The 20,218-nt window shown below is 63.5% G+C and carries 21 protein-coding genes; 13 read left to right on the forward strand and 8 right to left on the reverse strand.

Annotated elements, in window-relative coordinates; genetic code table 11:
• Positions 1-15: 15 nt before the first annotated feature.
• The gene (gene dmeF / locus AC1DJO_RS22835) at positions 16-975 is read left to right on the forward strand and encodes a CDF family Co(II)/Ni(II) efflux transporter DmeF (protein ID WP_477972980.1); all 960 of its coding nucleotides are present in this window, start codon (positions 16-18) and stop codon (positions 973-975) included.
• A gap of 77 nt (positions 976-1,052) precedes the next feature.
• A complete protein-coding gene (gene bla, locus AC1DJO_RS22840; RefSeq protein ID WP_477972982.1) occupies positions 1,053-1,940 on the forward strand; it encodes a class A beta-lactamase in 888 nt (295 codons plus the stop codon).
• 92 nt (positions 1,941-2,032) lie between these two features.
• Here the strand turns inward: bla and AC1DJO_RS22845 are convergent, their stop codons facing one another.
• Positions 2,033-2,530, reverse strand: coding sequence for a hypothetical protein (locus AC1DJO_RS22845; protein ID WP_477972984.1), 498 nt, complete (start codon positions 2,528-2,530; stop codon positions 2,033-2,035).
• Between the two features lie 289 nt (positions 2,531-2,819).
• On the reverse strand, positions 2,820-5,159 hold the full coding sequence (locus AC1DJO_RS22850) for a glucose/quinate/shikimate family membrane-bound PQQ-dependent dehydrogenase (RefSeq protein ID WP_477972986.1): 2,340 nt from the start codon (positions 5,157-5,159) through the stop codon (positions 2,820-2,822).
• A gap of 280 nt (positions 5,160-5,439) precedes the next feature.
• Here AC1DJO_RS22850 and AC1DJO_RS22855 point away from each other — a divergent pair, with 280 nt between their 5' ends.
• From AC1DJO_RS22855 to AC1DJO_RS22865, 3 genes are all read left to right on the forward strand, one after another.
• A complete protein-coding gene (locus AC1DJO_RS22855) occupies positions 5,440-5,847 on the forward strand; it encodes a hypothetical protein (RefSeq protein WP_477972988.1) in 408 nt (135 codons plus the stop codon).
• Positions 5,848-5,926: 79 nt separating this feature from the next.
• Positions 5,927-7,300: a PepSY-associated TM helix domain-containing protein gene (locus AC1DJO_RS22860; protein WP_477972990.1), complete on the forward strand. Its 1,374-nt coding sequence runs from the start codon at positions 5,927-5,929 to the stop codon at positions 7,298-7,300.
• A gap of 11 nt (positions 7,301-7,311) precedes the next feature.
• Positions 7,312-7,830 carry a copper uptake system-associated protein gene (locus tag AC1DJO_RS22865; RefSeq protein ID WP_477972992.1) on the forward strand — a complete coding sequence of 173 codons (519 nt, stop codon included), beginning with the start codon at positions 7,312-7,314 and terminating at the stop codon, positions 7,828-7,830.
• 104 nt (positions 7,831-7,934) lie between these two features.
• Here the strand turns inward: AC1DJO_RS22865 and AC1DJO_RS22870 are convergent, their stop codons facing one another.
• Together AC1DJO_RS22870 and AC1DJO_RS22875 are read right to left on the reverse strand one after the other, a co-directional pair.
• A complete protein-coding gene (locus tag AC1DJO_RS22870) occupies positions 7,935-9,440 on the reverse strand; it encodes a protein adenylyltransferase SelO (protein WP_477972994.1) in 1,506 nt (501 codons plus the stop codon).
• Positions 9,441-9,494: 54 nt separating this feature from the next.
• Positions 9,495-10,022: a dihydrofolate reductase family protein gene (locus AC1DJO_RS22875; protein ID WP_477972996.1), complete on the reverse strand. Its 528-nt coding sequence runs from the start codon at positions 10,020-10,022 to the stop codon at positions 9,495-9,497.
• A gap of 132 nt (positions 10,023-10,154) precedes the next feature.
• Here AC1DJO_RS22875 and AC1DJO_RS22880 point away from each other — a divergent pair, with 132 nt between their 5' ends.
• From AC1DJO_RS22880 to AC1DJO_RS22890, 3 genes are all read left to right on the forward strand, one after another.
• Positions 10,155-10,412: a ribbon-helix-helix protein, CopG family gene (locus AC1DJO_RS22880; protein ID WP_162702792.1), complete on the forward strand. Its 258-nt coding sequence runs from the start codon at positions 10,155-10,157 to the stop codon at positions 10,410-10,412.
• A complete protein-coding gene (locus AC1DJO_RS22885; RefSeq protein ID WP_477972998.1) occupies positions 10,412-10,735 on the forward strand; it encodes a type II toxin-antitoxin system RelE/ParE family toxin in 324 nt (107 codons plus the stop codon). Before AC1DJO_RS22880 ends, AC1DJO_RS22885 begins: the two co-directional genes overlap by 1 nt.
• A gap of 162 nt (positions 10,736-10,897) precedes the next feature.
• The gene (locus AC1DJO_RS22890) at positions 10,898-12,349 is read left to right on the forward strand and encodes an MDR family MFS transporter (RefSeq protein ID WP_477973000.1); all 1,452 of its coding nucleotides are present in this window, start codon (positions 10,898-10,900) and stop codon (positions 12,347-12,349) included.
• 39 nt (positions 12,350-12,388) lie between these two features.
• On the opposite strand, the gene AC1DJO_RS22895 is transcribed toward AC1DJO_RS22890, so the two are convergent.
• On the reverse strand, positions 12,389-12,583 hold the full coding sequence (locus AC1DJO_RS22895; protein WP_477973002.1) for a hypothetical protein: 195 nt from the start codon (positions 12,581-12,583) through the stop codon (positions 12,389-12,391).
• A 13-nt stretch (positions 12,584-12,596) separates the two neighbouring features.
• Positions 12,597-13,550: a homocysteine S-methyltransferase family protein gene (locus tag AC1DJO_RS22900; RefSeq protein WP_477973004.1), complete on the reverse strand. Its 954-nt coding sequence runs from the start codon at positions 13,548-13,550 to the stop codon at positions 12,597-12,599.
• Between the two features lie 225 nt (positions 13,551-13,775).
• Here AC1DJO_RS22900 and AC1DJO_RS22905 point away from each other — a divergent pair, with 225 nt between their 5' ends.
• Positions 13,776-14,408 (forward strand): TetR/AcrR family transcriptional regulator, encoded by a 633-nt coding sequence (locus AC1DJO_RS22905; protein ID WP_477973006.1) that lies wholly within the window; start codon positions 13,776-13,778, stop codon positions 14,406-14,408.
• Between the two features lie 80 nt (positions 14,409-14,488).
• A complete protein-coding gene (locus tag AC1DJO_RS22910; RefSeq protein ID WP_477973008.1) occupies positions 14,489-15,409 on the forward strand; it encodes an EamA family transporter in 921 nt (306 codons plus the stop codon).
• On the opposite strand, the gene AC1DJO_RS22915 is transcribed toward AC1DJO_RS22910, so the two are convergent.
• Positions 15,410-15,988 (reverse strand): hypothetical protein, encoded by a 579-nt coding sequence (locus tag AC1DJO_RS22915; protein WP_477973010.1) that lies wholly within the window; start codon positions 15,986-15,988, stop codon positions 15,410-15,412. It lies immediately after the preceding gene.
• 139 nt (positions 15,989-16,127) lie between these two features.
• Here AC1DJO_RS22915 and AC1DJO_RS22920 point away from each other — a divergent pair, with 139 nt between their 5' ends.
• From AC1DJO_RS22920 to AC1DJO_RS22930, 3 genes are all read left to right on the forward strand, one after another.
• Entirely contained in the window at positions 16,128-16,889 is a 762-nt protein-coding gene (locus AC1DJO_RS22920; protein ID WP_477973012.1) for a sulfite exporter TauE/SafE family protein, read from the forward strand.
• Between the two features lie 114 nt (positions 16,890-17,003).
• Positions 17,004-18,044, forward strand: coding sequence for a DUF1254 domain-containing protein (locus AC1DJO_RS22925; protein ID WP_477973014.1), 1,041 nt, complete (start codon positions 17,004-17,006; stop codon positions 18,042-18,044).
• Between the two features lie 26 nt (positions 18,045-18,070).
• A complete protein-coding gene (locus AC1DJO_RS22930) occupies positions 18,071-19,483 on the forward strand; it encodes a DUF1254 domain-containing protein (RefSeq protein WP_477973016.1) in 1,413 nt (470 codons plus the stop codon).
• A gap of 29 nt (positions 19,484-19,512) precedes the next feature.
• Here AC1DJO_RS22930 and AC1DJO_RS22935 read toward each other — a convergent pair whose 3' ends face one another.
• Positions 19,513-20,037: a DUF1697 domain-containing protein gene (locus AC1DJO_RS22935; RefSeq protein WP_477973018.1), complete on the reverse strand. Its 525-nt coding sequence runs from the start codon at positions 20,035-20,037 to the stop codon at positions 19,513-19,515.
• Positions 20,038-20,218 lie beyond the last annotated feature (181 nt).

The raw sequence follows: 20,218 nt of genomic DNA on the forward strand, positions 1-20,218 counted from the left end.
CCTGAGGACTGCGCAATGACTGCGAACACGCTTGAGCATGACCACGTTTTCCTGGGAGACGATCACGATCGCAACGCCCGCCGCATCTGGCTGGTGATCGCGCTCACCGCCGTCATGATGGCTGTCGAGATCGGGGCGGGGACCTATTACGGCTCGATGGCGCTGGTCGCCGATGGCTGGCACATGTCGACCCATGCCAGCGCGCTGCTGATCTCGGCCTGCGCCTATCTCTATGCCCGCAGGCAGGCCCATAATCCGCGCTTCACCTTCGGCACTGGCAAGCTCGGCGATCTCGCCGGTTTCGCCAGCGCCATCATCCTCGCCATCATTGCCCTGCTGATGGCCTGGGAGAGCTTTCTGCGTATCACCCATCCGGTGCCGATCAGCTTCTCGCAGGCGATCGGCGTTGCCGTTGCCGGTCTAGCCGTCAATCTCGTCAGCGTCTGGCTGCTGAGAGGCGAGGGCCATCATCACGGCCATAGCCATGATCACGGTCACCATCACCACGGCGATCACGCCCATCATGGCCACGGTAACCACGGCGCCGACAACAATATGCGCGCCGCCTATATCCACGTCATCGCCGATGCGCTGACCTCGGTGCTTGCCATTGCCGCACTCGCGCTTGGCAGCGTCTACGGCTGGCTGTGGCTCGATCCGCTGATGGGCATCGTCGGCGGCGCGATCATCGCCCAATGGTCCTTCGGCCTGATGAAATCCTCCGGCCGCGTGCTGCTCGATGCGATGGAGGAGAACGAGGATCTGCCCGGCGATATCCGCAAGCTGATCGAAACCGGCGGCGACCGCATCACCGACCTGCATGTCTGGCAGGTCGGTCCCGGCCACCACGCGGCAATCGTCGCCCTCGTCAGCCCCGATCCGCAGTCGCCGGAAACCTACAAGGCGAAACTTCAGGCGCTCGGCGAATTGTCGCATGTGACCGTCGAGGTCAGCCGAGTAAGGGTTGCGGCCTGATAACTTTATCGAGGCGGCGGGATCGCGCCACAATCGCTCCTTAATTCTGTCCTCCGGTGATTCTGCCGGAGGATTTCATGCCCATTGCCCTGTCCCGCCGGAGCCTGCTCGTCAGCTCTGCGCTTCTCTATCCCTCGCTGATGCTGGCGCCGCCCGCGCGTGCCGATGACGACGATGTCGATCAGCAGCTGGCGGCACTGGAAAAGCGCACCGGCGGCCGTCTCGGCGTCTCGGTCATGGACACCGGCACCAATGTCAGCTTCTCCAACCGCGAGACGGAACGCTTCCCGCTGCTCAGCACCTTCAAGGTTCTGGCCGCGGGCATGGTGCTCGCCCGGGTTGACGGCGGCGACGAAAACCTGGAGCGCCGAGTCACTTACGATCAGGACAAGCTCGTCACCTATTCGCCTGAGACGGAAAAGCATGTCGGCGCCGAAGGCATGACCGTCGGCGAGCTCTGCAAGGCGGCGATCACGCTCAGCGACAACACCGCCGGCAACCTGCTGCTCGACAGTCTCGGCGGTCCCGAGGCGCTGACCAAATGGCTGCGCTCGATCGGCGACACGTCGAGCCGTCTGGACCGCATCGAGACCGAGCTCAACGAGGCCAAGAAGGATGATCCGCGCGACACGACGACGCCGGATGCGATGCTCGATACGCTGGGCAACCTGGCGCTCGGCACGGTGCTGTCGGAGCCCTCGCGCCAGCAGCTGATCGACTGGATGACCGCCAACACCACGGGCGCTGCCCGCCTGCGCGCCGGCCTGCCGGAGGAGTGGAAAGTGGGCGACAAGACCGGTACCGGCAGCAACGGCTCCGCCGCCGATATCGCCATCATCTGGCCTGAGGAAAGCGCCTCACCAATCCTCGTCGCTGTCTATGTCGCCGAGGCGACGGCTCCGGTGTCTGAACTCAACGATGTCTTTGCCGAAGTCGCCAAGCTCGCCGCCGGCATGCTGCAATAATAAAATAATCAAACGCCATCAAAGAGATCGGGCGGAGATGTGAATCTCCGCCCGATCTCTTTGAATCAGAATCTGAAGTCTGAAAGCGGCGCCTACTTGGTCTCGGAACCGCTCTCGGAGGCGCCCTGCGGCACGTCGGCCGCTGCCGTCTTGCCATCGTCGTCGATGCCCGTCAGCTGCTGCTTGATCGCATCGGCGATCTGCTTTTCGATCGCCGCCCGCGCATCCGGATCCATCCCCTTGAGGCTGTCCTCGCTGAGGCCCATCTGGTCGAGAATGCTCTTGCGGATCTTCTCCGCCGGCGTCATGTCGGCGTAATCGTGAAACTCCTGCAGCAGCGCATCGTGTTTCTGCTTGGCCTCGATATCGGCCTGGCTCTCTTCCTTGATCGTCGTATCCGGCGCGCTCTGCATCGACCACATGACGCTGGAGATCGACGGCGCCGTATAACTCGGCGCCATCCCGCCACCGGTCTCCCGCCCGCTGGTTTCCACCTGCAGCGGCGCACCCTGCTGCTGCTGCTTGGCGCGCTGATCGCTGGAAAGATTATAGGGATTGAAAAGGCTTAGAACACTGCCACCGATTTCCATGAAAAGGACTCCCTTGAATATTGCGGGAACCATCGATGCCGAAGCCTGCGCGAAGCTGGAGGGGATTATTTAAGGTTGTGGGTTTGAGGTTGTCGAGCCGGCCGTAGAGCGCTTCTCGTCGCTGACCGGGACAGGTATTGCGGACACATTGTGCCCGAGGCCCCCTCATCCGACCCTTCGGGCCACCTTCTCCCCGAGGGGAGAAGGGACGCTGGAGCCGCAACGGTTAATTCCCCTCTCCCCAGCGGGGAGAGGGTAGGGTGAGGGGGCTCCGGGCGCGACGGTTGCTCTACGGCAACGTATACCCGATCACATAATCCCCCGGTTTCGTGCCCACCGAGCCATGCCCGCCGGCAACCATCACCACATACTGCTTGTTATCGGACGTGGTGTAGGTCATCGGCGTTGCCTGGCCACCGGCGGGCAGGCGGGCCTGCCAGAGCTGCGCACCGCTCGTCACGTCATAGGCGCGGAGATAGTTATCGACGGCGGCACCGAGGAACGCCACGCCGCCCTTGGTCATCATCGGCCCGCCGATGCCGGGGACGCCGAGCTTGAAGGGGAGCGGCAGCGGCGTCATGTCGTGGACGGTGCCGTTCTTGTGCATGTAGGCGATCTTGCCGGTGCGCAGATCGACACCCGCGACATAGCCCCATGGCGGCGCCTGGCAGGGGATGCCCAGCGGCCCGAGGAACGGGCCCATGAACACGCCGTAGGGCGCGCCGTCATTGCGGTTCAGGCCCTGCTCGCTGCCCTTTTCGTCCTGCCCCTTCGGCGGGATGTCGGCAGCCGGAACGAGCCTTGAGGTAAAGGCCAGATAGGTCGGCATGCCGAACAGGATCTGCCGTTCCGGATCGACCGCGACCGAGCCCCAGTTGAAGGTGCCGAAATTGCCGGGATAGACGATCGTGCCCTGCAACGACGGCGGCGTATAGCGGCCTTCATACTTGTAGCGGTGGAACTCGATGCGGCAGGCCAGCTGATCGAACAGCGAGACGCCCCACATGTTCTTTTCCTGCAGCGGATCGGGCGAGAAGGTCAGATCGGAAATCGGCTGCGTCGGCGCCGTCTTGTCCTCGGGGATTGCGCCACCCGGCGCCGGGATTTCCTTGAAGGGAATGATCGCCTCGCCGGTGCGCCGGTCGAGCACATAGAGATCGCCCTGTTTGGTCGGCGCCACCAGCGCCGGCACGACGGACCCGTCAGGCTTGGTCATGTCGAACAGCACCGGCTGGGCCGGAACGTCCATGTCCCAGAGGTCGTGGTGGACGAACTGCTGCACCCATTTCAGCTGGCCGCTGTTGATGTCGAGCGCCACCACCGAGGAGGAGAATTTCTCGACATTGGCACTTCTGCCCATGCCGAGCTGGTCGGGCACCTGGTTGCCGAGCGGGATGTAGACCATGCCGAGGCCCTCATCGACCGAGAGCACCGACCAGCTGTTCGGCGAATTGGTCGTATAGGTCTGCCCCTCGGGCAGCGGCGTGGTGACGTCAGGATTGCCGGAATCCCAGTTCCAGAGCAGCGCGCCGGTATTGATGTCGAAGGCGCGGATGACGCCCGACTGTTCCTGCGTCGAGTAGTTGTCGTTGACCGCGCCGCCGATGATCAGCTTGTTGCCGACGGCAACGGGCGGCGAGGTCGAATAGTAATAGCCGGCCGGATTGTATTTCATGCCGGTCTGCAGATGCAGCGTGCCCTTGTCGGCAAAGCTCTCGCAGACCTTGCCGTCGGTGGCATCGAGCGCGATCAGCCGGGCATCGGAGGTCGGCAGGTAGACGCGGTCGACGCAGGGCTGACCGGCAGCGACGGCCGTGTCGTGGTAATAGGTGACGCCGCGGCAGGTCTGGTGCTGGCGGTCGGGGTTCATGCCGGAATTGGCGTCGAACTTCCATTTCTCCTTGCCGGTCTTGGCGTCCAGCGCGATCGCCCAGTTATGCGGCGTGCAGAGATAGAGCGTGTCGCCCACTTTCAGCGGCGTCACCTGATAGGTGGTCTCGCCGACATCGTCAGGCCGCTTCACGTCGCCGGTCTGGTAGCGCCAGACCTCCTTCAGGTCCTTGACGTTGGTGGCATTGATCTGGTCGAGCGGCGAATAGCGCTGGCCGAAGGGCGTGCGGCCATATTGATGCCATTCGCCGTCAGGCACGTCGCCTCCGAAGGGCGGGGCAGCGGCGACGACATCCTTCGGCAGGTCGCCCGAGAGATCGTGAGGATCCGTGGTCATCGAGTAACCGGCCACCAGGATGGCGATGATGACGGGGACGCCGAGCGGCCAGGGATTGGTACTGTAGACGGCGCCGGTCGGGCTCTTGAAGCCGAGCGGACGGCGGATCCAGGGCGTCAGCAGCCACAGACCGAGCAGAATGATCAGCCCGCCGCGCGGCCCGAGCTGCCACCAGTCGAAGCCGACCTCCCAGACCGCCCAGATCAGCGCCGCAACGACAAGCGCCGCATAGACCCAGAGCGCCACCGGCTTGCGCATGAGGAGCAGCACGGCGGTGATGATGAACATCGCTCCGGCGAACAGATAGAAGATGCTGCCGCCGAGGATGACGAGCCAGAGCCCGCCGCCGCCAAGCGCAAGGCCAATGAGAAGGAAGAGGATGGAGGTTATGGCGATCGCCATGAAAAATGTCTCCCGCTGAAAGCCGCGTCCGGGAGGCGGAGCGCGGGCAGGTTCCCGAGGGGGCTCGGGTCGAATGAGAAAGCGCCTGCGGCCCACTTCCAGGGGCGCCGCCACAAGCATTCTCAAGCACATAGAGCGAGGCGCCTGCCTTTCAACCGCCACAATTGCCGCAGTCTGCGCAGGGCAGCCATGCGCTGGGCGGGCTTCAACACGCGACAATGTCGCATTGCGATTTCCAGCAAGCGCCGCTATCAGAACCGGGCCTGAGGGCAGGGGTCATATGAAATATCTTGGCAGCAGATTCGAGCAGTGGGCGGTGCGCATTCTATGCGCCATCGCGCTCGTGTCCGTCGGCTTTGCCCATCAGGTGCCCGCCGCGGCTGCCTCGCCGTCCGGCCCCGCCGACTATTCCGCCTATGCGCTGCCGGATGGAAGCCTGCCGACGCTCTGCGTCACGGTTACCGATGAGACCGGCAAGAGCCAGCATGGCGCCGATCACAATCACGGCTGCGAGGCCTGCCGCATCAGCGCCACGGCGATGCTGCCGTCTCCGGCCGATCTGTCGGGTGCGCCGCTCGGCTATGCCGTTGCCGAAGCGGTGCCGCTGCGCGCCGCCGTCTTCCACCGCGATCCGTTCCCGCCGAATACCGGCCCGAGAGCCCCGCCCGCAGATCCAGCGACTGCCTGAACCCGCGCCCGGCCAGCCGGCCAGGCGTGCCTCGCTTTCGGCTGCGCCCTGACGCCAGCCATCGATCTGGAACTGTTTCATGTCTTCAATCACCTCCACTGAGCCGGTGGAGAGCGTCGTTTCAGGCGTCTCGCTCTACCGCGCCATCTGGCGCTGGCATTTCTTCGCCGGCCTGCTCGCCGTTCCCTTCATGCTCAATCTGGCGATCACCGGTTCGCTCTATCTGTTCAAGGACGAGATCAACGATACGGTCTTCGCCTATCGCTATGACGTGACGCCCGCGGGCCAGCCGCTTTCGCCGCAGGTGCTGAGCGATATCGCTGCATCAGCCGTGCCCGGTTCGGTGGCAACCACCTATCGCGACCCGGCCACGCCGGAGCGTTCGGCCATCGTCACCGTTGCCGCGGACGATCAGTCAACGCTGGTCTTCGTCAATCCCTATGACGGCAAGGTGCTGGACAAGGTCGGCACGACGGAAGAGTTCAACACCGTCGTCAAGCACATCCACAGCCTGGCCTATTTCGGCGGTGCGGCTAACCGGCTGATCGAGATCGCCGGCGGCTTTGCCATGGTGCTCGTTCTGACAGGCATCTATCTCTGGTGGCCGCGCCGCCAGACGGGCGGGGTGGTCAGCGTCCGCGGCACGCCTGCGAAGCGCGTCTTCTGGCGCGACCTGCATGCCGTCACCGGCGCCTTTGCCGGGCTGCTGATCTTCTTCCTGGCGGCAACGGGCATGCCCTGGTCGGGCTATTGGGGCGCCAATGTCCAGTCCTTCCTCGGCAGCCACGGCATGGGCTATCCGGCCCAGCTTTGGGACGACGTGCCGAAATCGGCGAAAGTGACCGAGGATATCCTGCCGAAGGTCGGCTGGACCGTCGAGAAGGCGCCGGTGCCGCTGTCGGATATCGCTGCCGCGCAGTCAAAGCCGCCGATCGGCCTCGACCGCGCCGTCGAGATCGCCAAGGCGGCAGGCATGACGCCGGGCTTCGACATGGCGATCCCGTCGACCGAGGCGGGCGTCTATACCGCCGCCATCTTCCCCGACGATCTCTCCCGCGAGCGCACCCTCCATATCGACCAATATTCCGGCAAGCCGCTGGTCGATATCAGCTATGGCGCCTATCCTTTCCTCGGCAAGGCGATCGAATGGGGCATCAACGTCCATCAGGGACAGGAGTGGGGCCGCTTCAACCAGTTGCTGATGCTCGCCACGTGTCTCGCGATCATCCTTTCCTGCGTCACCGCCGTCATAATGTGGTGGAAGCGCCGCCCGGCCGGCCGCGTCGGCGTGCCGCCGCAGCCGCCGCAGCGCTCTGTTTATATCGGTCTCTGGGTGATCGCCGTCATCTTCGGCATCGCCTTCCCGCTGACCGGCCTCGCGATCCTTTCCATGATCGCCTTCGACCAGCTCGTCATCCGCTTCGTGCCGCCGCTCCGGCGCGCCTTTTCGTGAGGGAGATCATCATGAAGCTAGTCTTGATCCTGATCACCGCCGCTCTCTCCCTGTCCGCGCCGATGACGTCTGGCGCTGCGACGATGCAGATGCCCGACGGCACGACGATGGACATGCCGATGGATCAACCGCCATCCGGCGATCCGCAGCAGCTGATCCCCGATGTGCTCAGAACCATGTTCGAAACCCCGGACAAGCCGCTCACCATTGGCCCGGTCGCTATCCACGGCCCCTGGGCGGTCGCCGGCTGGCAACAGGACGGCCGCGGCGGCCGAATCCTGCTGCAAAACGGCGAGCATGGCTGGCGCCCGCTGCTATGCAGCGGCGATGCGATCCGGGAAGCCGATGCGCTTGCACAGGCCGGAGTTCCCACCGATGTGGCAACGGCACTGGCGGCGGCACTCAAGGATGCCGAAGCCCAAGCAGACCCGAAAGCCCTGCAGGCATTCGCCAGCTTCGAGGGAACGGTAACACTCGGCGCGGCCACTGCGTCAGCCGCACATGCAGGTCACGAAGGTCACGGCAAATAGGTTGCCCGCAAGGTAGCCCCGAAACGCGACGTCCCTTCTCCCCAGCGGGGAGAAGGTGCCCGATAGGGCGGATGAGGGGGCTCCAAGCCGCAGCCTTACACAAACTACGTCCCGCAAAACGTCTGCAGCACCCGCTCTTCCAGCTTCGGCGGCTCCATATAGGCCGTAAAACCCGGCTGATCCTCATACGGCTTGGCCAGCACCTGAATCAGCGCCTCGAACAGCGAGAAATCCCCATCGTCCATGGCGGCATTGATCGCCTGCTCGATCCGGTGATTGCGCGGAATGAAGGCCGGGTTGACCGAAAGCATCGCAGTGCTGCGCTCCTCCGCCGTCTGCGCATCGCGGCTGAGCCGTTCGCGCCAGTCCACCAGCCAGCCCATCGCCTCGCCGATCCCGTCGAATGTCGAGAGAAACTCGCCTTCTTCAACATCGTCACCGGCAAGCGTCGAGAGACGCCGGAAGGCCAGCGTGAAATCCGCCTGCCCGGCCTGCATCGCCGAAAGCAGAGCCTGGACCAGCGTCAGATCGCCGTCCTCTTTGGACACAAGCCCGATCTTCTTGCGCATACCATCAAGCCAATGCGCCTGGAACCGCGCGCCATAGCCCTTGATCACAGTGTTGGCGAGATCCACTGCCTTGTCCTGATCCGCGTCGAAAAGCGGGATCAGCGTCTCGCCGAGCCGCGCCAGGTTCCATTGGCCGATGCCCGGCTGGTTGGCATAGGCATAGCGGCCCTGCTGGTCGATCGAGGAGAACACCGTGCCGGGATCATAGGCATCCATGAAGGCGCAGGGCCCGAAATCGATCGTCTCGCCCGACACCGTCATGTTGTCGGTATTCATCACTCCATGAATGAAGCCGACATGCAGCCAGCGGGCAATCAGCGCCGCCTGCCGCTCGGCAATCGCTTCGAAGAGTGCCAGATAGCGATTGTCCGCACCGGCTACTTCCGGATAGTGCCGCTCGATCACATGGTCGGAAAGCGCCCTGACGCCATCGGTATCGCCGCGCGCCGCGAAGAACTGGAAGGTACCGACGCGGATATGGCTCGCCGCTACCCGCGTGAACACCGCACCCGGCAGCACCCGCTCGCGATAGACCGGCTCCCCGGTCGAGACCGCGGCCAGCCCCCGCGTCGCCGGAATGCCGAGCGCATACATCGCCTCGCTGACGATATATTCGCGCAGCACCGGGCCGATTGCCGCGCGCCCATCGCCGCGGCGCGAAAACGGCGTCTGCCCCGCGCCCTTCAGCTGGATGTCGCGGCGCTTGCCGTTGCGGTCGACAACCTCGCCGAGCAGGATCGCCCGCCCGTCGCCGAGCTGCGGGTTGAACTGGCCGAACTGATGCCCGGAATAGGCCATCGCCAAGGGATCGGCACCTTCAGGCACGAGATTGCCCGAAAAGATTGCAGCCCCATCCCGTTTCAGCACCTCGACATCAAGCCCGAGTTCCGCCGCCAAGGGCTCATTGAGCTTGATCAGCCAGGGCTCGGCGGCCTGCGACGGCATCTGCCGCGCAAAGAAATGCGAAGGCAGCCGGGCATAGCTGTTGTCGAACGGAAATGCGGCGCCCCCGGGCGCAGTCTTTGAAGGTGCGGAGCTCATGCTCAATAGGTAGGGCCGGGCCGGGGGAGGCGCAAGCTGCTTCTATTGTTGACGCTAGGCCGGAGTATATGTGAGCCGGACCACATCGCCCGCAATCCGCTCGTGGGCCACAAGCCTCAGCGGCGGCCGCGCCCCGGTAAAGAACGGCCGCCCATGCCCGAGCACGACCGGATGCACGTAGAGCCGGTATTCATCGATCAGCCCGCTTGCCGCAAGATTACCCGCCAGCACCGGCCCGGCGATCGTCATCTCCCCCTCACGCTCCGCCTTCAGCCCGGCAATGGTGGCCTCGACATTGCCGCTGACCAAAGTGGCATTCGGCCCGACCTCTGTCAGCGACCGCGACACCACCCATTTCGGCAGCTTGCGCCATGCTGCCGCAAACGCCCGGTGCGCATCGTCCCACTCATCCTGATCCTCGTCCCAGTAGCGCATCAGCCCGTACATCGTCCGCCCATAGACGGTGGCGCTCAGCCCCTCGGTCCGCTTCACCCAATGCTGAAACAACGGCTCCGGCGCCATCCGGTCATGATCGACATAGCCATCCAGCGACTGGTTCATTTCAAAGACAAGCGTCGCCATGCTGAAAACCTCCACCTTGGGTGAAGTGTAGCGGGAAAGGGTGGCGGGTGGAATGAGCAGGGCTTCTCTACCTCGCTTGTAGCTGGTGCGGTTTTCCCTTATTCTGCGATGATGAACTCAAGGTTGCAGACCATGAAGCCGCTTAGCATCATGATTCCCGAAGATCTGGACGACGCACTTCGAGCCAAAATCGAAGAGGGACGGTTTTCGTCTTCCAGTGAGATTGTCGAAGTTGCGTTGCGCCGTTGGCTCGACGATGAGGACGATTATGAGCAGCGGATGGACTCCATTCGCGCGCGGGTCAAAGCGTCCCTCGATGATCCTCGTCCGGATCTGAGCAGCGAAGAGGTCGGCGCATGGATAGAACGGCTGGCCTCTGAATCGCATTGATGGCGAGCATGAAGCGCTATCGTGTTAGCTATCGAAATTCGGCACAAGATGATCTCTTGGTGATCTACCGTGCCATCTTCGAAGTCAGCCAGAACCGCCAGACAGCCACCAACTACCTAAGAAGACTGAGAGATCGTTGTGACAAGATCGGCGATGCTCCTTTCGTAGGCGTGGCACGGCCTGACATTGGTCCCGGCTTGCGCATGGCGGTCTTCGAACGGCGCATTGTCATCCTCTACGCGGTCGAGGGAGATACTGTGAGGATCGTGAACATCCTCTCCGGCGCCCGCGATTACGCCGACCTCTTGCACCCTCCCAAGTAGCCATTCGGTTACTTCATGCCAGCATTGTCTAAAATGCATGCCTTTGCCACATTTGCGGGCGTATACACGGTGTTATCTCCCTTGTGGCATCATGCCATTTCACATCTGCGGCCCTGTCGTCCTTTCATGGCTTCGCCGCGCCATCGCGAGTGATCCCTGCTGATGCCGGATCAGATATTCCACCCCGTTCGCACCGAGCGGGCTGCCCCGAATTTTCGCACGATCGCCTTGATCGTCGCGAGCGCCATGCTGATGGAAAACGTCGATGCCACGGTTCTGGCAACGGCGTTGCCGACCATGGCGCGCGATTTCGGCGTCGATGCGCCGTCGATGAGTATCGCGCTCACCTCCTACCTCTTGAGCTTGGCGATCTTCATCCCCGCCAGCGGCCGCATGGCCGATCGTTTCGGCTCGCGCACCGTCTTCCGCTCGGCGATCGCCGTCTTCGTTGCCGGGTCGATCGCCTGCGCGCTGGCGCCGAACCTCTTCCTGCTGGTCGTTGCCCGCCTCATTCAGGGTGCCGGCGGCGCCATGATGATGCCGGTCGGCCGCCTGGTACTGATGCGCAGCGTCGCCCGCAAGGACATGGTCAATGCCATGTCATGGCTGTTGATTCCGGCGCTGATCGGCCCGATCGTCGGTCCGCCGCTCGGCGGCTTCATCGTCACCTATCTCGACTGGCGCTGGATCTTCTACATCAACGTGCCGATCGGCATCGTCGGCTTCATCCTCGTGTCGATCTTCATCGACGAGGTGAAGGGCAAGGCGATCGGCCCCTTCGATACGGTTGGCTTCATACTGTCAGGCATATCGCTCGGCTCGCTGCTCTTCGGCTTCGAAATGTCGAGCCGCGAGGGCGAGGCATCCATGGCGGTGTTCCTGATTGCCATCGGCCTGCTGTTCGGCATCGGCTATCTCCGCCATGCCCGCAAGCACCCGTCGCCGATCATGGATTTCTCGCTGATGAAGGTGCCGACCTTCGGCACCTCGGTCATCGCCGGGTCGCTGACGCGCATCACGCAAGGGGCGCAGCCCTTCCTGCTGCCGCTGCTCTTCCAGGTCGGTTTCGGCATGTCGGCGGCCACGGCCGGCCAGATCGTCATCGCCACCGCGATCGGTTCGATGGCGATGAAGCCGCTGTCGGGTCCGGTCTTCCGCCGCCTCGGCTTCCGCAACAGCCTGATCATCAACGGCCTGCTCGGCACCTTGGGTTATGGCCTCTGTGCCGCTTTCAGCCCGGCATGGCCCGTCGGCGTCATGTTTGCGGTGCTGACGCTCAGCGCCTTCTTCCTGTCGTTCCAGTTCATGGCCTATAACACGATCGCCTATGACGAGATCAGCCATGAGCGCATGAGCTCGGCCACCAGCTTCTACACCACCTTCCAGCAGCTGATGCTGTCGCTCGGCATCTGCATCGGCGCCCTGGCGCTGCATGCCTCGATGACCGCGACAGGCAGCGAGCAGCCGAAACTGCACGATTTCTCCGCCGCCTTCATCGTCGTCACCATCATCTCGCTCGCTGCCACCGTCTGGAACCTGCGCTTCACGCCGAATGCCGGTTCGGAAATCAGCGGCCACCGGCGCAAGGATGCGGTGGCGGCTGCCGAGCACTAGGCAATTCCGGGTGCTGACCGCACCCGGAACCTCGTTCCTCTATTCGCAACTCGACCGCCGCCCATGCGGGCCGATGCCGATATCGCGGAGCAGGTGGCTGTCGAGGGCCTCGAACGGCGTCAGCCCGGCATCGGCGAATTGCCGGGCCTTGCTCCTGGTCTTCGGCCAGACGGGGTGGTGCAGGATCATCCGCAGCAGCCGCTTCGGCCGCAGCTTCTTGCGCAGCGTCGTCATCGCGTTACCCTCCTTACGCACTCATCGCCTGCGGCAGGCAGGCCTCGCAGATCGCCGCGACATGCCGGTGATCGGTGCCGCAGCATCCGCCGAGCACCTTCAGCTGCGGCATGGCAGACAGGAGCAGCCGGTAGCGCCGCCCGAGATCGGCGGGATCGCCGGCATCCAGCGTTTCGCTGCCATCGAGTTCCTGATGGCTCATGGTGGAGGCATTGGCGCGGATGCCGCCGATCCGCTTTGCCCAGGCGCTGCCGGGATCGAGCGCCGCCTCGAAATGCAGGGGATGGGCGCAGTTGATCATATAATAGGCTGGTGCCCCATCGGTTGCTGCATCGGCTGTTTCGATCGCCTCCTGAATGCTCTTTCCGGTCACCAGCCGCCCATCGGTCTCGACGGTGAAGGAGATCGCCGACGGCATCCCGTGTGCCTTGGCGGCCCGGATGATGCCGATCGCCTCGTCGATATTGGTCAGCGTGAAGGCACTCACCATGTCGGCCTCGGTTCCGGCGAAAGCCGAGATCTGCTCGCTGTGATAATCCTCCGCTTCGGCGGCGCTCATTGCGCCGGCCTTGTAGCCGTCGCCGCGCGGGCCGATCGAGCCGCTGAGCACGACAGGCAGGTTCGGTCGCTGGTAATCCTTCCGCAATGCAACGACCAGAGCCATTGCCGCCTCGTTGGCAGCCTTCAGGCTGGCGCTGGAATAGCCGAGCTTCCCGCCCCAGTCGCGATTGGCACGCCATGTCGCGCTGTCAAGCACGAAGCCGGTGCCATGGCGCCGGGCAAGATCGAGATAGCGTCTGTAATAGTGGCGCAGCTTGCTGCGGCCGGCCTCAGTTTCCAGAAGTACGAAGGCTGCGAAATGCGGCAGCTCCACGCCCTCGTGGAAGATCAGCGTCGTCTCCAGCCCGCCATCGGTAATGTAGGCACCGCCACCAAGCTGCGGCAGTTTCCGTCTATATTGTGCCATTGAAAAACCCACCCCTACACCGCCCGGCGCCACCTGATCGGGTGTCCGGCCGATAGATTTCTCGCGCTTAATCGCATGCGAAACTAGACGACTTGCGGTATACTTCCTGCGGGTCGGGAATATTGCCTATTGAAATCATGATCTTGCTTGCGCTTTTGAAGGCGCGGCCGCAGCCGCGAGATGGCTTTGGCAACTGAAAACTGTACCGGCGGTACAGGAGGGAGCATGAAAAAGGGCGCCGAAACACGCACACGCATTCTCGATGTCGCCGAAGCCGCCGTGCTGCAGAAGGGCTTTGGTGGCACCTCGATCGAGGAGCTGATCGCCGAGACCGGCATCACCAAGAGCGGTTTCTTCTACCATTTCCGCGACAAGAACGAGCTCGCGAAGGCGCTGCTCAACCGCTACATCGAAAACGACGAGCGCATCTATGACGAGATTTTCAGCCGCGCCCGCGAGCTGACCGACGATCCGCTGCAGTCCTTCCTGCTCGGCCTGAAGCTGCTATCCGAACTGCTGGCTGATCTGCCGAACGGTCATCCCGGCTGTCTGGTCGCCACCGTCTGCTACTACGAGCGCATCTTCGACCGCGAGATACAGGAGACCAACCGCAACGCCGTGCTCGCCTGGCGCCGCCGCTTCGGCCAGATGTTTGCAGAGATCATGGCGGTCTATACGCCCCGCGAACCACTGGAGGTCGATCAGCTGGCCGACATGGTTTCCACCGTGCTCGAAGGCGGCATCGTGCTGTCCAAGGCGCTGAAGGAGCCGAACAGCCTCGCCGAACAGATCCTCGTACTGCGCTCCTTCGTCAAGCTGCTGTTCCAGCCGCAGGCAGGCGCTATCTACCGGCAGTGATGCTGCGGGCAAGCGGTCTCCCGGTCCATTGACAGCGCACCGGTCGCACGCCAAGGATGAGCTCTCTCCCGGAGCTATTGATGCTGATTTCCGAAGCCCTTGCCCTTGGTTCCGCGACGTGTATCGCGCTGAGCTCGATGTTCATCAACGAGCTGAACGGCCGGGTGCCGCTGATGCAGCTCGCCCGCTGGCAGCTGACCGCAGCGTTCCTGATGACGGCAACAGCAGCCACGGTCGCCGGTGGCTGGGCGACGCTGGGCGGCTGGCAGTTTATGGCGCTTACCGCATCCGGCGTTTTCGGCATCGCGATTGCCAGCACCACCTATTTCGCGGCCATCTATACCGCCGGACCACGGGTGACGGCGCTGCTGTTTTCGCTGACCTCGCCCTTTGCGCTCGCCATGGGATATGTCGCGCTCGGCGAAACGATCAGCTTGCTGCAAGCAACGGGCGTCGTGCTTATCCTGACCGGCATCCTGATCGCCATCGCCGCGCGCCGCCGCCGCCCGGCGCCGATGATTCCGCTGGCCGATGGTGAGCCGATCGAGGCGCCTGCACCGCAGGAGCGCACGTCACTGACAGGCATCGTGCTGGGTGTCGTCACTGCCTTCGGCCAGGCGCTCGGCAGTCTTTTCGCTCGTCCGGCCATGGCAGCCGGCGTCGAGCCCTTTGCGGCAATGGCCGTGCGCGCAGGCATCGCCGTCATCTTCTTCTGGGCGTTGCTGTCGTTGCCCGCCATTCGCCGCCAGTCCGGCACGCTGCGCAGGAAGGATGTGTCCCTTGCTGTTGTTTCCGCCTTCTTCGGCACCGCGCTCGGCATGTCGCTGCTGCTCGCAGCCCTGAAGACCGGCAGCGTCGGTATCGTCTCGACGCTGTCGTCGATGACGCCGATCGTCATCCTGCCGATGGTGTGGCTCCGAAGCGGAAAGATGCCGCATGCCTATGCCTGGGCGGGGGCCGCCATGGCGATCGCCGGGACGGCGCTTGTCAGCCTCGGATAGTCACGAATCCGGTATCAGCGGATCCTCCACCAGATAGAATTCCGCCACCGGCGTCACGTCGGTGACGAAGAAGCCGAAGCTGGTCGTCACGCCGGGGTCGGAATGGCCGTCATCGAAGCGCAGCCGGTCGAAGCTTTCGAACTGGTTCTGGAAATGCGCGTAGCGGTCGGAGGAGAAGAAATCCGGATTGGGATTGGTCTGGCCGAAGGACAGGCCGTCATAGAAATCGCTCGGCTTGCCGCGGATCTCCTCGAGTTCGAATTCGAAGCCGATCCAGGCAAGCTTGCTCTGGTTCACCGCCGAGATCTTCATGTGGAACGAGTTCTGCCGCAGCGTATCGAGGCTGGCGGCATTGGCGGCGCGGATCACCAGCGTCACCGGCTCGGTCGACGTGAGCGCCTCGGTGATCTCGATCGGATCGGCGCGCGTGCCCTTTCCCTTGATCGACAGGATCCGGAAGCCGCCGAGTTCGTCGGAAAAGGAGAAGTCGCCGGCATACCAGCGGCCGTCGTCGGCCGGACCGGCGCTGACGAGCGCCAGTGAAAGCAGCGCAGCCAGGATCCGCCAGTGACGCCCCATCGCTCTCTCCTGCGCTGAGTATCGCATTGACGCGGCAAATCTCAAAATCATCGTTCGGGGCGAACCGCCTGGCGTCAAGGACGGCTTGGCGCCGGAGCCGGAGGCGGCTAGCAAGGGCAGGGGGATGGGGGAGCCGCCGATGAGCCTGGAAATCGCAATTCTGTTGTTTGCCGCAGGCATTGCCGGCGGCGTCATCAATGCGCTGGCGGGTGGCGCCACACTCTTGACCTTTCCGGCAATGGCGGCCTCGGGCCTGCCGCCGGTCACCGCCAACGCCTCGAATGCGGTGGCCATCGTCCCCGGCCATCTGCTTGCGGTGCTTGCCGATCACCGGAAGCTGCAGCCGCTCGATCTCAAGCTCGGCCTCTCGGTCCTGGTCTGCCTCATCGGCGGCATCCTTGGCGCGCTGCTTCTGCTGGCGCTGCCGGAGCGGCTCTTCGTGCTGCCGGTGCCGGCGCTGATCGGCGCCGCCACGCTGCTTTTCCTGTTTTCGCCGCACATCGCGGCCTGGGCCGAAAGGCGCCGCGGCGGCAGCGAGCCGTCACAGCTCGCCGGCTCCACGGTGCTGGCATTCGCGTCGATCTATGGCGGCTTCTTCGGCGCCGGTCTCGGCGTCATCCTGACGGCAGTGCTGGCGATCGGCGACCCCAACGATATCCGCCGCGTCAAGGCGCTGAAGAACCTGCTCGCCACGGCCGTCAGCATCGCCGCCGTGACGATCTTCATCCTGCAGGGCGCCGTCCGCTGGCCGCAGACACTGACGATGCTCTTTGGCGCGTTGTTCGGCGGCTATCTCGGCGGCTACCTAGTCCGCATCTTGCCGGGATCCGTTGTCCGGTGGTTCGTGATCGTCACCGGCGCCGTGATGACGGTGGTCTACGCCGTGAAATACTGGATGTAAGCGGTTGGCTCATCGCCGTAAACACCGCTCCATTTACGCCCGTGTTACTGTAACGTACTTACCGCCGCACCGGCTTTGCGGAAGGGTGCATTTCCACCATTCAGGAGATGCGCGATGCCTGGACAAACTTTCCTGCAACCAAGACCGCTTCTGTCTGCCGCCGCCGTAGCACTGGCCGTCGTGACCGCACCGCATCCGGCCTTCGCCGCCGAAGCTGTCACGGTGGACAATTTCGTCAGGGCCGAAAGCGACCTCTATTTCAATAACATCGTCAAGGATGGCGGTTTCGGCAAGCTGATCCACCGCCGCGAACCGGCCGATATCGACAAGCAGACGGTGATCCGTCTGAACCGCGATACGCTCTATACCTCGGCAGTCTTCGATCTCGACGCCGGGCCGGTGACCATCACCCTGCCGGATGCCGGCGGGCGGTTCATGTCGCTCTTTGCCGTCAGCGAAGATCACTATATCCCGGTTGTGTCCTATCAGGGCGCCAGCACCTTCACCAAGGAGCAGGTCGGCACCCGCTATGTGATCGCCGGCATCCGGACCTTCGTCAATCCGGCCGACCCCAAGGATGTCGAAGCTGTCCACGCGCTGCAGGATGCGATCAAGGCCGAGCAGCCGGGCGGCCCCGGCAAGTTCTCGATCCCGCAATGGGATCCGGTGAGCCAGAAGAAGGTGCGCGACGCGCTGCTGGTGCTGGCATCGACAATGCCCAATTTCAACAAGGCGTTCGGCGCCAGGGATGTGGTCGATCCCATCCGCCATCTGGTGGCCAGCGCCGCTGCCTGGGGCGGCAATCCCGACAAGGACGCCACCTATCTCAACATCACGCCGCCGAAGAATGACGGCAAGACCGTCTACAAACTCACCGTCAAGGACGTTCCCGTCGACGGCTTCTGGTCGGTCAGCCTCTATGACGCCAAGGGCTATTACAAGAAGAACAAATACGGCGCCTATGCGCTGAACGACGTCACCGCGAAGAAGAGCGCCGATGGTTCGATCGCCATCCAGTTCGGCGGCTGCGACGGCAAGATCGAAAACTGCCTGCCGACCACGCCGGGCTGGAACTACACCGTCCGCCTCTACCGCCCGCAACAGGCGATCCTTGACGGGTCATGGACATTTCCCGAGCCGCAGCCGGTGAAGTGACTGTTCCGCAAAAAGGGGAGGGTGTCATGCATCTGACAAAACGTGAATTCACCAAGGGCATGGTTGCGGCCGCAGGGCTCGCGGGTCTCGGACCGGCCACTGCATTGGCCGCCGAAGTCAGCGCCGCTGAAGCCCGCGCCATCGCCAAGGAGGCCTATATCTACGGCTTCCCGATGGTCGACAGCTACCGCATCCAGCATGCCTATTTCGTCGATACCAAAAATCCGGAATACAAGGGGCCGTGGAACCATCTGGTCAATATTCCGCGGGTCTACACCCCTGCCGACACCGCGGTGCAGACGCCGAATTCCGATACGCCCTACTCGATGCTCGGCCTGGACCTTCGCGCCGAGCCGATGGTGCTGACCGTGCCGCCGATCGAAAAGGACCGCTATTTCAGCATCCAGCTGATCGATGCCTATACCTTCAATTTCGACTATATCGGCAGCCGCGCCACCGGAAACGGCGGCGGCAGCTTCCTGATCGCCGGGCCGGACTGGAAGGGCGAGACGCCGAAGGGCATCGATAAGGTGATGCGCTCGGAGACCCAGCTGCTGCTGGCCGTCTACCGCACGCAGCTTTTCAATCCCGGCGATCTCGACAACGTCAAGAAGATCCAGGCCGCCTACAAGGCGGAGCCGCTGTCGAAATTCCTCGGCAAACCGGCACCCGCCGCAGCACCGGCCATCGACTTTGCCAAGCCGCTCACCCCCGATGGCGAGAAGACCTCGCTCGCGTTCTTCGGCATCCTCAATTTCATCCTGCAGTTCTGCCCGCCCGATCCGTCCGAAACGGCGCTGATGCAGCGCTTTGCAAGCATCGGCATCGGCGGCGGCAAGCCGTTCGACCCAGCCAAGCTGACGCCGGACATGAAAACGGCCTTCGAGCAGGGCAGGGCCGATGCCTGGGCGGATATCGAGGGCTTGCGCAGACGCTTCGATACCGGCGAAGTCACCTCGGGCGACGTGTTCGGCACCCGCGCCTACCTGAAGAACAACTATCTCTACCGGATGACGGCAGCTGTTCTCGGCATCTACGGCAACTCCAAACAGGAAGCTATCTACCCGGCCTACGCCGTCGATGCCGAAGGCAACAAGCTCGACGGCGCCAACAAATACACGGTGCGTTTCGCCAAAGGCGAACTTCCGCCAGTCAACGCCTTCTGGTCGCTGACCATGTACAAGCTGCCCGAGAGCCTGCTTGTCGCCAATCCGATCGACCGCTACCTGTTGAATTCGCCGATGCTGCCGGATTTCGTCAAGGATGCCGATGGCGGGCTGACCTTCTACGTCCAGACCGAATCCCCCGGCAAGGACAAGGAACCGAACTGGTTGCCGGCACCCAAGGGCCCCTTCGTGATCGCGACGCGGCTCTACTGGCCGAAGCCGGAGGCGCTGGACGGAAAGTGGAAACAGCCGCCTATGATCAAGGTGACGTAGGCACGGCGGGCGGGTTCAGGCATTCGAGCTTAGCCCGGATCGTCCATCTCGGCCGCCATCTCCACGAGCTTGCGCACCGTGTTGATATTGCGCGAGGTTCCCGCCTTCAGCGCCGCAAGCTTGAGCTTCGATTTCCCTGATCCGACGGGGTAGTGGACATAGATCTCGTGGTCGGAGATCACGGCCTCTTCACCGTCAGGAGCCACCATGCTTTCGAGCGCGTTCTTGGGTGCGGCTTCAGCCAGGAAATGCACCAGAACGAAGCTCGGCTTGGCATCCGGGAAGGGCGCGTTCCCGGCAATCGCTGCCATTTCCTTGCGGCTGCGGATCATTACGCCGGGTTTCTTGCCGAGCCGCTTGCCCAGTGCCTCGTCGAGTTTCTCGCCCGCGGCCTTTTCGCTGTCAGCGGAGCGGAAGACGGCATTGCCGCTCTGGATATAGGTTTTCACATCCTCGAACCCGAGCTCCTCGCAGATCGCCTTCAGCTCCGCCATCGGCAAGGCGCCGGTGCCGCCGACATTGATGGCGCGGAGGAGGGCGATGTAGACGGGCATGGATTTTCTCCCTCGTGAATGCTGCGGCCCGGCCAGCCCCCTCTGCCCTGCCGGGCATCTCCCCCACAGGTGGGGAGATAACAAGTGGGAGGCTCCCCCTTCAAAATTGACGTTGCGGTGCGCTGAGCGGTTGCAGTTTGGTCGAGCAGTCGCCTCCGGCCGATCTCCCCACCTGTGGGGG

The sequence above is a fragment of the Rhizobium sp. 05N430 genome (genome assembly GCF_056396985.1).